At 62.1% G+C, this 14586-nt stretch carries 15 protein-coding genes; 4 read left to right on the top strand and 11 right to left on the bottom strand.

The window, feature by feature from the left end; all coding sequences use genetic code 11:
- Positions 1 to 52: 52 nt before the first annotated feature.
- Positions 53 to 1381 (bottom strand): hypothetical protein, encoded by a 1329-nt coding sequence (locus HZ99_RS06835; RefSeq protein ID WP_038441973.1) that lies wholly within the window; start codon positions 1379 to 1381, stop codon positions 53 to 55.
- A 216-nt stretch (positions 1382 to 1597) separates the two neighbouring features.
- Between HZ99_RS06835 and HZ99_RS06825 the strand changes: the two genes are divergently transcribed.
- From HZ99_RS06825 to feaR, 3 genes are all read left to right on the top strand, one after another.
- Complete coding sequence (locus HZ99_RS06825) at positions 1598 to 3097, top strand: APC family permease (protein ID WP_038441971.1); 1500 nt, start codon at positions 1598 to 1600, stop codon at positions 3095 to 3097.
- Positions 3042 to 3662, top strand: a complete 621-nt coding sequence (locus tag HZ99_RS06820; RefSeq protein ID WP_051903093.1) for a DUF3156 family protein — start codon at positions 3042 to 3044, stop codon at positions 3660 to 3662. The genes HZ99_RS06825 and HZ99_RS06820 overlap by 56 nt, the downstream gene beginning before the upstream one ends.
- 108 nt (positions 3663 to 3770) lie before the next feature.
- Positions 3771 to 4706, top strand: a complete 936-nt coding sequence (feaR, locus tag HZ99_RS06815; RefSeq protein WP_038441970.1) for a transcriptional regulator FeaR — start codon at positions 3771 to 3773, stop codon at positions 4704 to 4706.
- A 131-nt stretch (positions 4707 to 4837) separates the two neighbouring features.
- On the opposite strand, the gene HZ99_RS06810 is transcribed toward feaR, so the two are convergent.
- Together HZ99_RS06810 and HZ99_RS06805 are read right to left on the bottom strand one after the other, a co-directional pair.
- Positions 4838 to 5203, bottom strand: a complete 366-nt coding sequence (locus HZ99_RS06810; protein ID WP_038441969.1) for a cupin domain-containing protein — start codon at positions 5201 to 5203, stop codon at positions 4838 to 4840.
- A 30-nt stretch (positions 5204 to 5233) separates the two neighbouring features.
- The gene (locus HZ99_RS06805) at positions 5234 to 6532 is read right to left on the bottom strand and encodes an NAD(P)/FAD-dependent oxidoreductase (protein ID WP_038441968.1); all 1299 of its coding nucleotides are present in this window, start codon (positions 6530 to 6532) and stop codon (positions 5234 to 5236) included.
- A 208-nt stretch (positions 6533 to 6740) separates the two neighbouring features.
- On the opposite strand from HZ99_RS06805, the gene hpaR reads away from it, so the two are divergent.
- Complete coding sequence (hpaR, locus tag HZ99_RS06800) at positions 6741 to 7163, top strand: homoprotocatechuate degradation operon regulator HpaR (protein ID WP_038441967.1); 423 nt, start codon at positions 6741 to 6743, stop codon at positions 7161 to 7163.
- Between the two features lie 134 nt (positions 7164 to 7297).
- On the opposite strand, the gene hpaI is transcribed toward hpaR, so the two are convergent.
- The 8 genes from hpaI to HZ99_RS06760 form a co-directional block, all read right to left on the bottom strand.
- Positions 7298 to 8098, bottom strand: coding sequence for a 4-hydroxy-2-oxoheptanedioate aldolase (hpaI, locus tag HZ99_RS06795; protein ID WP_038441966.1), 801 nt, complete (start codon positions 8096 to 8098; stop codon positions 7298 to 7300).
- 18 nt (positions 8099 to 8116) lie between these two features.
- Complete coding sequence (gene hpaH, locus HZ99_RS06790; RefSeq protein WP_038441965.1) at positions 8117 to 8920, bottom strand: 2-oxo-hept-4-ene-1,7-dioate hydratase; 804 nt, start codon at positions 8918 to 8920, stop codon at positions 8117 to 8119.
- 12 nt (positions 8921 to 8932) lie between these two features.
- Entirely contained in the window at positions 8933 to 10237 is a 1305-nt protein-coding gene (locus tag HZ99_RS06785; protein WP_038441964.1) for an MFS transporter, read from the bottom strand.
- A 45-nt stretch (positions 10238 to 10282) separates the two neighbouring features.
- Positions 10283 to 10675: a 5-carboxymethyl-2-hydroxymuconate Delta-isomerase gene (locus tag HZ99_RS06780; RefSeq protein WP_038441963.1), complete on the bottom strand. Its 393-nt coding sequence runs from the start codon at positions 10673 to 10675 to the stop codon at positions 10283 to 10285.
- 70 nt (positions 10676 to 10745) lie between these two features.
- Complete coding sequence (gene hpaD, locus HZ99_RS06775; protein ID WP_038447969.1) at positions 10746 to 11603, bottom strand: 3,4-dihydroxyphenylacetate 2,3-dioxygenase; 858 nt, start codon at positions 11601 to 11603, stop codon at positions 10746 to 10748.
- Between the two features lie 78 nt (positions 11604 to 11681).
- Entirely contained in the window at positions 11682 to 13142 is a 1461-nt protein-coding gene (hpaE, locus tag HZ99_RS06770) for a 5-carboxymethyl-2-hydroxymuconate semialdehyde dehydrogenase (protein WP_038441962.1), read from the bottom strand.
- Positions 13143 to 13147: 5 nt separating this feature from the next.
- On the bottom strand, positions 13148 to 13918 hold the full coding sequence (locus tag HZ99_RS06765; RefSeq protein WP_038441961.1) for a fumarylacetoacetate hydrolase family protein: 771 nt from the start codon (positions 13916 to 13918) through the stop codon (positions 13148 to 13150).
- The gene (locus tag HZ99_RS06760; RefSeq protein WP_038441960.1) at positions 13915 to 14580 is read right to left on the bottom strand and encodes a fumarylacetoacetate hydrolase family protein; all 666 of its coding nucleotides are present in this window, start codon (positions 14578 to 14580) and stop codon (positions 13915 to 13917) included. The genes HZ99_RS06765 and HZ99_RS06760 overlap by 4 nt, the downstream gene beginning before the upstream one ends.
- Positions 14581 to 14586: the final 6 nt, after the last annotated feature.

Raw genomic sequence — 14586 nt, 5'->3', positions numbered from 1 at the left:
CCGATGCAATCACAGACAGACTGCCATCGCCGGCAAGGCGGGCGCCAATGGTTCAGAATGGTACGGCCACCACCAACTGGCTGTAGACATTGGTGCCGTTGCCGCCGACCTGGTTGCCGCCGGTGCCCTGATCCTTGTCCGGTTGGTACAGGCCAACCAGCGGTGTGATGATCAGGTGTTCGTTCACCACCCATTCGGCATACAGGTCCAGCTCGCGGCCATCCAGGTCGAGCATGTCGCGCTTGCTGAGCGTCGTGTAGTCAAAGAACAGCGCGCCCAGGGTCAGGTTGTCCAGGGGCTTGACCTTGAACGCCACATGCTGCACCGAGGTGTTGGTGTTGTAGGGCCCGGAGTAGTTGCCCGCCACTTCGCCCTGGACCCAGGTGCCATAACCGCGGTTGAAACCGGCAAACAACGCATCCCAGTTTTTCGAGTAGCGGGCATAACGGTAGGTCAGGCCCGGCGACCAGGGCAGGTCGGCGAAGGTATAGCCGGCCTCGGCGTACCAGGCTTTTTCCGGGCCGGGGTCTTTGTCCTGCCAGGCGTATTCAAACGAGAAGTGCGCGTTGTCGATCCCGGCATTCCCCGTGCCGCGCAGGCTGTAGAGGTTCATGCCCTTGCGTTGCCGTTGCAGGTCGTTGGCAAAGCGCTCATCGACATCGATGCCATGCAAGTAGGTCAAGCCCAGGGTGCCTGGCGCTGCGCTGTATTCCAGGGTGGCGATGGCCATTTCGGTCAGGGCCTGGGCGCGGTTGTCGGACTCGATCCACATCAGGCTGCCATGCAGGCCGTCCTTGCCCCCCAGGCGTACCACCGCCGCTTTGTCGAAGGCGTGTCGGGCCGCGATGTAATAGGCGCCACCGCGGTCGAACTCGCCGTCGGCTACGCCATTGCCCAGGTTCGGGCCGTCGTCGTTGATGATAAAACCGTCGCCCACGGTGATGATCTGGCGCCCGTACGACAGGTCCAGGCCATCCTTGCCCAGCGCCGGCAACAGGTCCCCCGAACGCCAACCGGCAAAGGCTTCCTCGAACTTGGTGGTGCGTTCGCTGCCGTCGGTCACGCGGGAGGCATCGCCATCGCCCCAGGTGGCGGAACTCACCAGGTTCGCGGTGCCATACACACTGCCCAGGCCGCCCAGGGTCTGGTCGACACTCACGCCATACTTGATAAAGCCTTCCCGCCAGGTCGAGCCACCCGGGCTGCCCTCGTAGTTCTTGCGACTGTTGAACAGACCGTACACGGCCAGGAAGTTGCCGGTGACGGTGGTGTCGTCGTCGGCATACAGTTCAATCGCCTGGGCCGCAGGTTGGCCGATCAACAGCACCAGACCCAGGCCGACAGCCGGAGGCAGGTGACGGGTTTTCAGTGTGTGCTCCATTGTTGCAGTCCCCCAAGGATTAAGTTGAGGGCGCATTAGGGCGAGCGCCGGCGGCGCAAGTCTTTCACCTGCGTGCCAGGCAATTGATCCTGGCCGCCAGGCCGCAAGCCCTGGCAGGGAGCAACAAAACCGGCGGCAGTCAGGGGCAAGACGATCCGGTTGGGTGGGGCGCACAGTGCAAACACTTCTAAAAAATCCCTTTCGAGGATCTGCACCATGTCGATCAATGACAGACTTACCGCGCACCTGAACCGGGGCACGGTGGGTTTCCCCACCGCATTGGCCAGCACCATTGGCCTGATCATGGCCAGCCCGGTGATTCTCACCGCGACCATGGGTTTTGGCATCGGCGGCAGCGCGTTTGCGCTGGCCATGCTGATTGCCGTGGTCATGATGCTGGCCCAGGCCACGACCTTCGCCGAGGCCGCCTCGATATTGCCCACCACCGGCTCGGTGTACGACTACATCAATTGCGGCATGGGCCGGTTTTTTGCAATCACCGGCACCTTGTCGGCCTATCTGATCGTGCATGTGTTTGCCGGCACCGCCGAGACCATCCTCGCCGGGGTCATGGCCCTGGTGAACTTTGAACACCTCAATACCCTGGCTGAATCCGCCGGTGGTTCCTGGCTGCTCGGGGTCGGTTTCGTGCTGGTGTTCGGCGTGCTCAATGTGTTTGGCGTCAGCGCCTTTGGCCGCGCCGAGATCATCCTCACCTTCGGCATGTGGACCACCTTGATGGTGTTCGGCGTGCTGGGCTTGATCGCCGCGCCGGCTGTGCAACTGGACGGTTGGTTTGGCGAGTCCCTGGTGGGCAGCGACCTGGTGACGGTGTTGTCGTTGGTGGGCATGGCGATGTTCATGTTTGTCGGCTGCGAATTTGTCACCCCCCTGGCGCCGGACTTGCGCCAGTCGGCCAAGGTCATGCCGCGGGCGATGATACTCGGCCTGATGGGCGTGGCGACGTGCATGTTCATCTACGGCGCGGCCATGAAGCGCCAGGTGGAAAACGTGGTGCTGGACGCAGCCGCTGGCGTGCACTTGCTGGACACGCCCATGGCGATCCCACGCTTTGCCGAACAGGTGATGGGGCAGATCGGGCCACTGTGGCTGGGCATCGGTTTTCTGTTTGCCGGTGCTGCCACCCTCAATACCTTGATGGCCGGTGTGCCACGGATTCTCTATGGCATGGCGGTGGATGGCGCGTTGCCCAAGGTGTTCACTTACCTGCACCCACGCTTCAAGACCCCGGTGCTGTGCATCGTGGTGGCGATGCTGATTCCCTGCCTGCACGCGCTGTACCTGGGCGGTAGCACCGACACCATCATGCACCTGGTGTTGGCGGCAGTGTGTGCGTGGAGCTTTGCTTACCTGCTGGTCACGGTGTCGGTGGTGATCCTGCGCATTCGTCGTCCTGATTTGCCACGGGCCTACCGTTCGCCGTGGTTCCCGCTGCCGCAGGTGCTGTCCAGCGCCGGTATCCTGCTGGGCATGTGGTTTATCGCGCCGGCGGGGATGAACCCGGCGGATATCTACATCCCGTTCGGCGTGATGCTGGGCGGTACTGCGGTGTATGCGCTGTTCTGGACCCTGGTGGTGCAGAAGGTCAATCCATTCACGCCGGCGTCGGTGGAAGACGTGCTGGCCAAGGAGTTTGCCAATGAACCGGGTCTCCCTCACAACGGCTATGTCAGTGCTGTGGCAAAGGCTGTCTGAGCTGTTCAGCGCACAACGGGCGCCGGCGGGTTATCAGCCGGGGCGCACCCTTGGGCAACTGCGGCGCAACCTGGGGCTGGCGCGTTTCGAGCAGGTCTCGCCGACCTTGGCGCGGGCCGCCCTGGAGGGCGGCAGCCTGCACCTGGAAATTCGCGAGCGCACCGAATCGCAGTTGTTGATGCACCTGGTCATGACCGAGTTCAGCCTGCGCCTGCCCGCCTCGACAGAGGGCGCGGCGCGCTTTGAATTGCACCATGGCGGGGCCGTGCGACGTACCGCGATCCATTGCCGGCAACGCGCAGGCGAGGGTGCATTGCTGGGGCAACTGCAGGTGCGCTTGCAACAGGACAGGGCTTTGCATGCAGCGTTGATGCCCCTGGATTTCAAACGCCTGCACATCGAGCTGCTCGACCATCAATGGCACGTATGCCTGGAGCACATGGGCGGCAGCGAAGTGGTCAACCGCATGCCGGCTTTTCGGCGCTACATCGCCCTGAGCCGTGACCAGCGGGATGCGCTGCTGGCTGCGCTGGTGGGTTTGCAACGTATATTGCGCACGCTCTGATTGGCATCATGTGTGCAAACACAAGGGGGGACAGGTACTTGTTGCGCGCATATAGGTAACATGTTAACTATTGCCCGACAAAAACAATAAGCCATTGTGGAGACACCCATGGGGATCCAACAGAGTGCACAACAGGGGCTCGAGACCTGGAACCGCGACTTGCGTGCGATGTGCGGCCACTTCGACACCGAGCTGGCCTTCAACCGCTCGCTGTTTATCGGCGAGTTTTCCATGCTTTCAAACGGCGGCTTGCCGTTGGCCAGCCTGCGTACCAATGCCGGCCTGATCAAGCGCCTGGCCACCAACCCCGATCATGACAATGACCAGGATTGTTTTTTGGTCTGCCAGCGCAGCGGTTATTCGCAGATTGTGCAGAACGGCCAGCGTGTGCAACTGGCCCCTGGCGAACTGCTGCTGATGGACTCGGTGGGCGCCATCGAAATCACCCCGTTCGGCTTGATCGAACATATCTCGCTGTCGTTGCCGCGCGCCCAGGTGTGCAAGCAAAGGGGCAGCCAATCGAAAACCTTTGGCAAGATCTCCTCCAGCAAAGCCTGTGGGCGCATGCTGCATGTGTTAATGGACCAGCTGTGCAAGGGCAGCGAAGGCGCCGAGGATGAGGTTGAAGCGTTGCAGTGTGCCTTTGTGTCGCTGCTGGGCTCGGCCCTGGAGCAGGAGGATGATGGGCGCGACGATACCGCAGCGTTGCAGGGTAACAACCTGCGCAGCTACGTACAAAAAGTCATCGACGAGTCCCTGAGCCAACCCGGCCTGAGCCCCATGGGCCTGGCCAGTCGCTTGAACATTTCGGTGCGTCATTTGTACCGGCTGTTCGAGGAGCAGGACGACAGCGTCTGCCGCTACATCCAGCGTGCCCGGCTCAAGCGCAGTGCTGATGACTTGACCAACCCATTCCTGCGCAGCGAGTCGATTACGGCGATTGCCTATAAGTGGGGCTTTACCGATTCGGCGCATTTCAGCCGTTCGTTCAAAAAGCAGTTTGAACTCTCGCCCAAGGAGTTCCGTTCCAGCCGGATGGCCTGAACCCAATTCATCAGCCGCCACACAACGAATGTGGGAGCGGGCTTGCTCGCGAATGCGGTGGGTCAGTCAGAACAGCATTGACTGACCCACCGCATTCGCGAGCAAGCCCGCTCCCACTTAGAGCAAAGCAGTTATACGACCGCGAAGTAGTGTTTGACGAAGCTCTCGCTGAGCACTTCCCACAGCACTGGCGTGCCCTTGGTCACGAACCAGCTGTCGCCCGTTTTGTAGCGCGTGGTCTGGCCGCTGGCCTCGTCGGTCAGGCGCACTTCGCCTGTGACTACCGTGGCCTGTTCGTTAAACGGGTAGACCATGCGGAACTTACCCTGGGTGGTGCCGAAGTAGGCGCTGCTGACCAGGTCGGTCGGCGCGCCGAAGGTCATTTTGCCGAAGGCCTTGAGTTCGCCGGCGAGGATTTCGGCGCCAAGATCGGCAACGGTGCCCCAGGCATCGAGTTCGGACAGCTGGATATCTTTCTTGAGGGTAACGAGGGTCATGGCAGTTGCTCCAGAGGGATAAAAATGGGGTTAGCGGCGACCATTCCAGTAACCGGACAGTTGGTGCCAGGATTTACCGACGGTCAGCAGCAAGGGGCGGATGGCGTCCTTGCCGATAATCGTCGGGCGGTGGACTGAGCTGATCAGGTCATAGCGCGCCGAGCCTTCGCTCATGCCTTCGGCCAGGACCTTGCAGATGATGTGGCTGGGGGTGACGCCAAAGCCCGAGTAACCCTGGACGAAGAACGCGTTGCTGCGCCCGGGCAGGGTGCCGACCTGCGGGAACAGGTTGGGGCTGCAGGCCATCGGGCCGCCCCAGGCCAGGTCGATTTTCACGTCCTTGAGGTAGGGGAAAATCTTCAGCATCAGCTTGCGGTTCCAGGCCTTCAAATCACCGGGGATGTGTTCCACCAGCGGCGTGGCGGCGCCGAACAGCAGGCGGTTTTCATGGGTCACCCGGTAGTAGTCGATCACCGGGCGGATATCGCTGTAGGCCCCGCGAATCGGGCTGATCCGCTGGATCAGTTCTTCGCTCAACGGCTCGGTCATCATCTGGAACGCGTAGGTATTGATGGTTGAGCGATGCAGTTCCGGCTCCAGCTTGTTGAGGAAGCTGTCACAGGCCCACAGCAGCTTGCTGGCCTTGACCGAGCCGCGCCCGGTGCGCACGGTGATGCGCTCGCCGTAACTGACTTCCAGCGCCGGGCTGTTCTCGAAAATCCGCACGCCATGGCCGGCCAGGGCGGTGGCTTCGCCCAGCAGCAGGTTCAATGAATGCACATGCCCGCCGCCCATGTGCAGCAGGGCGCTGCTGTAGGCGTTGGAGCCGATGATCTGCTGGACGTCGGAGCCGCCGAGGAAGCGGATTTCATGCTTGCTGTTGATCGACTTGAAGTCTTTTTCCCAGGCCCGCAGGGTCTTTTCCTGGCGGGCGTTGAAGCCCATATAGCCGTAGCCGTGGCAGAAATCGGCGTCAATGTTGTACTTGGCGATACGGTCTTTGATGATGTCGGCGCCCAGGTCGCTGATCTCGAAGACCTGGCGCAGGCCATCCTCGCCGACGTCTTTCTTGATCTTCTCCAGGTCGTGGCCAATGCCGGCCATGATCTGCCCCCCATTGCGCCCGGTGCCGCCAAAGCCCAGGTAGCGGGCCTCCAGTACGACGATCTGGGTGATGCCCTTTTCTGCCAGCTCCAGGGCGGTATTGATCCCGGAAAACCCACCGCCAATCACCACGACATCGGCCTCGATGTCCTGTTCCAGGGTGGGAAAGCTCAGGTTGTATTTCTTGGTAGCGGTGTAATACGTGGGGGTTTCAATGTTGATCATGGCGCAGCCTGAAAAGTGAAGGAAGGCTCTAAAGCAGATGTCTTCATTAGGGCCCCTGGGGGGATCAATGTCTTGATCCTGCGTGCCGGGGCTTTTGATTCAGCGCGCCATGGACGTGCGCGGCCCTTAAGTTATAGCGCGAGCGCGGGGCGGGGATGTTAGAGTTTCGTTAAAACATTAACTAAAAAATCAACGTGATCCTGACACTATGCTCAAACCCCGGCAGTCCCTGACCCTCACCCTGTTACAGGCCCGCGAAGCGGCCATGAGTTTTTTCCGTCCCTCGCTGAACGAACACGGCCTGACCGAGCAGCAATGGCGGGTAATCCGCATCCTCAATCAACACGACGAACTGGAGATTTATCAATTGGCGGAACTGGCCTGCATCCTCAAGCCGAGCATGACTGGCGTGCTGGTGCGCATGGAAGCGGCGGGGATGATTCATCGACGCAAGGCCGAGCAGGATCAGCGGCGGGTACTGGTGACCCTGGCGGACAAGGGGCGGGCGAGCTTTGCGTCTATGAGCCAATGCATGGAGGCCAACTACCAGCGCTTGCAGGAGCGGTTGGGGGTGCAGAAGTTGCAGACCTTGCTGGGGTTGCTCGATGAGCTGAAAAACATCCAGCGCTGAAACACCACACATCCAAAAGGTGGGAGCGGGCTTGCTCGCGAAAGCGGTGTGTCAGTCAATATATTCGGTGACTGAGCCACTGCTTTCGCGAGCAAGCCCGCTCCCACATTGGGTCCTGCGGCGTTGGAAGTTGATTAGTACACGCCGCCAGTGCTCACAGGTGCCGGCTGGTCTTTGAATGTCCCCACCAACCCCTGCAACCCGCGCATCAGTACCGTGGTATCCACCCCCACCGCGACAAACCCCGCCCCCAGTTCGATGTAACGCCGGGCCAGTCGCTCATCGGCACTGAGAATCCCCGCCGCCTTGCCCGCCTGGCGAATCCGCGCAATAGCTTTCTCGATGGCCGCTTGCACGTCTGGGTGCCCCGGATTGCCCCGGTGCCCCATGGAGGCACTCAAGTCCGCCGGGCCGATAAAGACACCGTCGACACCCTCGACGGCGGCAATGGCATCGAGGTTGGCCAGGCCTTGCAGGCTTTCGATCTGCACCAACAGGCACATGTGTGCATCGGCCTGGTCCAGGTAGCCGTCGATATTGTTCCAGCGCGAAGCCCGCGCCAGGGCACTGCCCACACCGCGTATGCCCAGGGGCGGATAGCGCATGGCACGCACCAGCTCCCGGGCCTGCTGCGCGCTCTCGACCATCGGCACCAACAGGGTTTGCGCGCCGATATCCAGCACCTGTTTGATCAGTGCGGTATCGCCGATCACCGGGCGAATCACTGCCTCGCTGGCATAGGGCGCCACGGCCTGCAATTGGCCGAGCATGCCGCGCAGGTCGTTGGGCGCGTGTTCGCCGTCAATCAGCAGCCAATCGAAACCGGCATTGGCCGCCAGTTCCGCGCAGTACGCGTCAGCCAGGCCCAGCCACAGGCCGATCTGCACTTCACCGCTGTTGAGCCGCTGTTTGAAGCGGTTGACAGGCATTTCCATGAATCAGTCCTCCAGAGGTCAGACGAAGCGGCAGGAAATCGAGCCGAGCATGTCGTAGTCGACATGGAAGGTATCGCCCGGGCTGGCCGCCACGGGGCGGGTGAAGGAACCGCCGAGGATGATCTGCCCCGGCAGCAACGTGACGTCGTAGGGCGCCAGCTTGTTGGCCAGCCACGCCACGCCCTTGGCCGGGTGGTTGAGCACGGCGGCCGAGACCCCCGACTCTTCGATCACGCCGTTGCGGTACAGCACCGCCGGCACTTTGCGCAGGTCGATCTCGGTCGGGCGCACTGCACGGCCGCCCATGACCACGCCGGCATTGGCGGCGTTGTCGGAGATGGTGTCGAACACCTTGCGCGTGGCCTTGGTGTGCGGGTCGACCTGCTGGATGCGCGCATCGATGATTTCCAGGGCCGGGATCACCCACTCGGTGGCGTCGAGCACATCGAAAATCGTGCAGTTGGGCCCCTTGAGCGGCTTGCCGAGGATGAAGGCCAGTTCGACCTCGACCCGCGGCACGATAAAACGCTCGAATGGAATGTCGGTGCCTTCCTCAAACAGCATGTCATCGAGCAGCGCACCGTAGTCCGGTTCGGTGATGTTCGACGACACCTGCATCGCGCGCGAGGTCAGGCCGATCTTGTGCCCGACCAGCTTGCGCCCGCCCTTGATCTTCTGGGCGACCCAGGCGCGCTGGATAGCGTAGGCGTCCTCAAGGGTGATCGCCGGATGATCGAGGGAGAACTGGCGTACCTGTTCGCGACTGCGTTCGGCATGGTCCAGTTGGGCAGCGGCTTGCAGGATGAGCTGTGGATCGAGCATGACAAGGGTCTCTTACTGAGGGTTGACGATGGCGGCGTTGGTGCGCAACACCAGCAAGCCGCCAAGGGCGATAAACAGCGCCAGCACGTACAGGGCAAGGCTTGCGCTTTGGGTGGTGTCGCGCATCCAGCCGATCAGGTACGGGGCAAGGAACGAGGCGATGCTGCCAAACGAACTGATCATGGCGATGCCGGCGGCCTGGGTGCAGTTGGACAGGAAGGCCGGCGGCAGTTGCCAGAACATCGGCAGCGCGGCGCTGGCGCCCATGCCGGCGATGATCAGGCCGCCCATGACCAACAGCGGGTTGCCCGGTGCCAGGCCGGTGATCGCGATGCCCACGGCCGCCATCAGCAGCGGTACGCACAAGTGCCAGCGGCGTTCACGGTTACGGTCCGATGAGCGTCCACAGCCGATCATGAAGAAGCAGCCGGCCAGGTACGGCACCGCGCTCAACAGGCCGACCTGGCTGTCCCGGCCAATGCCGGCACCGTGGATCAGGGTCGGCATCCAGAACGCCAGGGTGTTGACCGCCAGCATCACTGCAAAATAGATCGCTACCAGCAGCCAGACTTGCGGGTCGCGGATGATCCCGCCAAAGGACGTGATGGATTTGCGCTTTTCCTCGGTGCTCAACTGCTCGCGCAACTGTTGCTTCTGGGTGTCGTTGAGCCACTTGACCGTTTCAAAACTGTCCGGCAGGCATTTGAGTACCACCAGGCCCAGCAGCACGACGGGGGCGCCTTCGATGAGGAACATCCACTGCCAGCCGCGCATGCCGCCGAAGTCGTGGAAACTCTCCAGGATCGCCCCCGACAATGGCCCGCCAATCACCCCGGCCATAGGCACGGCAATGGCGAACAGTGCGGTGATCTGCGCCCGGCGACGGGCCGGGTACCAACGGTTGAGAAACACCAGGATCCCCGGGAAAAAGCCCGCCTCGGCCATCCCCAGCAAAAAGCGCAGGATGTAGAAGCCGCTGGCGCTTTCGACCCACAGCATGCTGGTGGACAGGATGCCCCACACCACCATCAGGCAGGCGATCCAGCGCCGTGGGCCGACACGGTCCAGGGCCATGTTGCTGGGCACGCCGAACAGCGCGTAGGCGATGAAAAACAGACCGGCGCCGAAGCCGTACACCGTGTCGCTGAAGTGCAGGTCGCTGCTCATCTGCATCTTGGCGAACCCGATGTTGATCCGGTCCAGGTGGGCAAACAGATAGCAGATCAGCAACAGCGGCATCAGCCGCCAGGTGACGGTGCTGTGGGTGCGGTCATGCTCGGCAAGGGTGACGCTGTGGGCGGTATTGGCTGTGCTCATGATGTTGTACTTTTTGTCTGAGAGGCCGTTGGGGGAGGCGGGGAGTCAGCCCGCCTGGTTATTCAGAAACGCATGGACGTTGTTCTGTTTGAAATTCAACTGCGGGTGCAACTCGATCATCTCGAAGGACAGGGCCAGCAGCCGCTGTGCCTGCAGGGCGGCGAAGTGTTCCGTGATCACCGCGAACAGGGTCTGGGCCACGGCCTGGCGGGTAGCCAGGTCACGCCCGTGGCCGACCTTGAGGGTCATATGGACGAAGGCGTAGTCGTGCTTGCCATCGGCCATGCGCCAGGTGTCCAGGCGCACCGCACGGCTGCGGATGCCGCCGAGGGGGAATACGCCACTGTCTCCCAGAACCTGGTGGACCTTTTCAAACAGCCCTGGCAGATCGGCCTGGGAGTGGAGGTTGTCGGTGTATTCGGCGATGAAATGCGGCATGCAAAGCCTCCTTCTGTACGCGATTCAATGTGGGAGCTGTCTCGCCGGGCGAGACAGCTCCCACATGTATTCAGAGCGGGAAAATGGCGTTGATCTGGCCGGTGCCGGAGCTGCCGAACGGCGCGGTGATGATCTCGGCCGGGCGGTTGTACTCAGGCCCGCCGAGCAAGCCCAGGAGCATCGCGGTGTCGTGCATCTTGCCTTCGCCAAAGCAATGTTCGGCGTAGTCCGGGAGCATCGCGCAGAACTCCTTGAAGCGGCCTTCACGCCACATCTGCACCACGTGCATGTCCACTTGCTTGTCGAACTCGCGGGTCCAGTTGTGGATGTTGGCTTCGGCTTCGCGGTCGTCGGAGAAACGGTGCGACAGTGATCCGGAGGCCAGCACCAGCACCTTGCGGTCACTTTTCTCAATGGCCCGGCGCACGGCGGCACCGAAGGCGAAGCTGTCTTCCAGGCGATGCCAGGCGCACCAGGCAGCGATGGAGACCACGTTGAATTTCTGCGCCTGGGGTACATCCATGTGCATGTAGCGCATGGGCACCAGGGTGCCGTATTCCAGCTCCAGGCTCGGGATGTTGTGGGCCATGGTGCGCACCCCGGCCAGGTTGGCTTCGGCGGCAATCAGTTCGCCCAGTTCCGGGCAGCCAGGGTAGGCGTACTCCATGTTCTTGATGAAGTGCGGCAGCTCATTGCTGGTGTAGGTGCCCTGGAAACGTTCGCCACCGTTGACGTGGTAACCGCTGTTGACCAGCCAGTGCACATCGAAGACGACGGCGGTGTCGGCCCCCAGTTCACGGGCGCGGCGCCCGATTTCCTTGTGCCCGGCGATCGCCGCTTCGCGGCACCCGTGGTGCTTGCCCGGCAGTTCCGACAGGTACATGGAAGGGACGTGGCAGATTTTCGCTGCCAGAACGACTTCACCCATGATCATTCTCCTGAATTCATTATTTTTGTTGGACCGTAGGAGCCGGCTTGCCGGCGCCTACAGACAGCGTTCATGCAGCTACACGCCCCAGCGCGGGATGTGATGGCTACCCATGGAGATACACACGTTCTTGATCTCTGCGAAAACTTCGAAGCTGTACTGGCCGCCTTCACGACCGGTACCGGACCCCTTGACCCCGCCGAACGGCTGGCGCAGGTCGCGCACGTTCTGACTGTTGATAAACACCATGCCGGCCTCGATGCCACGGGCCAGGCGATGGGCCTTGCCGATGTCCTGGGTCCAGATATAGGACGCCAGGCCATACTCGGTATCGTTAGCCAGTTGCAGCGCTTGGGCTTCGTCCTTGAAGGGAATCAGGCACACCACCGGACCAAAGATTTCTTCCTGGGCGATGCGCATGCTGTTGTTGACGTCGGCGAATACGGTGGGCTGGACAAACTGCCCGCGTGCCAGGTGCGCCGGCAGGTTGGCCGGCCGCTCCAGGCCGCCTGCAACCAGGTTTGCACCTTCTTCGAGGCCAATCTTGATGTAGCCGGTGACTTTGTCATAGTGGGCTTGAGTGATCATCGAGCCAACCTGGGTAGTGGGGTCTTGTGGGTCACCGACAATCAGGCGTTTGGCGCGGGCCGCGAACTCGGCGACGAACTGCGGGTACACGCTCTCCTGGATGAACACCCGGCTGCCGGCGGTGCAGCGCTCGCCGTTCAGCGAGAAGATGGTGAACAGCGCCGCATCCAGGGCCCGTTCGAGGTCGGCATCCTCAAAAATCAGCACCGGCGACTTGCCGCCCAGCTCCATGGAGTACTTTTTCAGGCCGGCGGTCTGCATGATCTTCTTGCCGGTGGCGGTGCCGCCGGTAAAGGAAATCGCCCGCACATCCGGATGGCGCACCAGGGCATCGCCGGCGGTGGCGCCGTAGCCCTGGATCACGTTGAGCACGCCCTTGGGAATCCCAGCTTCCAGGGCCAGGCGTCCCAGTTCGTTGGCGGTCAGCGGTGACAGCTCGGACATCTTCAGGACCGCCGTGTTGCCCAGGGCCAGGCACGGAGCGGTCTTCCAGGTGGCGGTCATGAATGGCACGTTCCACGGCGACACCAGCGCGCACACACCCACTGGTTGGTACAGGGTGTAGTTGAGCATCTGGTCGTCCACCGGGTAGCTGTGGCCGTCCATGCGTGTGCAGACTTCGGCGAAGAAATCAAAGTTGTGCGAAGCCCGTGGGATCAGCACGTTCTTGGTCTGGTGGATGGGCAGGCCGGTGTCCAGGGTTTCCAGTTCGGCCAGGTGCGGCACGTTCTGCTCGATCAGTTCACCGAGCTTGCGCATCAGGCGCGCGCGTTCCTTGGCCGGGGTGTTGGCCCACTTCGGGAAGGCTTCCTTGGCGGCGGCCACGGCCTGGGCGACTTCTTCGGCGCCACCGCTGGCCACTTCACCAATGGCCTCGCCGGTGGCGGGGTTGTAATTGATGAAGGTGTCTTTGCTTTCGACCTCACGGCCGTCGATCCAGTGTTTGATCATGGTGCTCAAGCCTCTTTGCGGGCGGTGAAAAAGTCCGCCTCGCTGACAATTCGGTTGACCAGGCGGCCGACACCTTCCACTTCCACCACCACTTCATCCCCTGGCACCACATCGGCCAGGCCTTCGGGGGTGCCGGTGGCGATCATGTCGCCGGGTTGCAGGGTCATGAAGCTGGACAGGTATTCGATCAGGTAGGGGATATCGAAAATCATGTCGCGGGTGCTGCCTTCCTGGCGCAACTGGCCGTTGATCCAGGTGCGCAGGGTCAGGTTGCTCGGGTCTGGCACATCGGCCACGTCGACGATCCACGGGCCCACCGGCGTGGTGGCGTCACGGTTTTTTACCCGCAGGTTGGGGCGGTAGTAGTTTTCCAGGTAGTCGCGGATCGCGTAGTCGTTGCAGACGGTGTAGCCGGCCAGGTAGTCCAGGGCGTCCTCGCGCTTGACGTTGCGTGCCGGCTTGCCGATCACCGCCACCAGCTCGCACTCGTAGTGCATATAGGCGATGTTGTCCGGGCGCCAGGTGATCTGGTTGTGCCCGGTATAGGTGCCCGGCGACTTGATAAAGGCCAGCGGCTCGGTCGGCGGGGCGAAAGCCAGTTCGGCGGCATGGTCGGCGTAGTTCAGGCCCAGGGCGAACATGTTGCCGGTGGCCGGTGGCAGCCACTCGACCTGGTCTTCGGCCAGCAGCCGGCCATCGGCCAGGCGTACAGCGTTATCGGCTTCGACGTGGACCTGATGGATCTGGCCTGCATAGCGGATACGGGCGTGTTTCATGCTTGCTCCTCAGCCTGGATGTGGTTGACCAGGCGGCCCAGGCCGCTGATCTCGACTTCGACGGTGTCGCCGGGCTGTACATCCACCCGGCCTTCAGGCGTGCCGGTGATCAGCACATCGCCTTCATGCAGGGTCATGAATTCGCTGATTTCGGCAATCAGCCGGGGAATGCCGCGCACAAAGTTGGCCGTGGTGTTCTGCTGGCGCAGCACGCCGTTGACGAACAGCTTGAGGCTCAATTGATGGGGGTTGGCGATCTGCTCGCGGGCCACCAGTTGCGGGCCAAGGGCGCAGAACCCGTCACGGCACTTGGCCTTGACGGCGGGGCGGTAGTAGCTGTCTTCCGGCAGGCTGAATTCATTGACGATGACGTAGCCCGCCACATATTCCAGGGCATTGTCCACGCTGACGCGGCTGGCGCTTTTACCCATCACCACGCCCAGGGCCGGGCCCGGTTGCAGGCGTTCGCCGTGGGGCTGGAGCACGATGGCGTCATGACTGTTGCGGGTGTTGGGGGTCTTGATAAACAGCACCGGCTTGACCGGCGGCTTTTGGTACGGCGGCTGCTCGAATTCGGCGAGACGCTGGTTCAGCAGGCCCTGGTAGTTCAGCGCGACGCCGAACAGGGTGCCACTGGCAACATCATGCAGGGTACGGCTCATGGATTT

This window comes from Pseudomonas fluorescens (assembly GCF_000730425.1).
GTDB classification, from domain to species: Bacteria; Pseudomonadota; Gammaproteobacteria; order Pseudomonadales; family Pseudomonadaceae; genus Aquipseudomonas; species Aquipseudomonas fluorescens_X.
The sequence above is the reverse complement of the archived record's forward strand: the minus strand, read 5'-3'. Positions and strand labels throughout refer to the sequence as shown.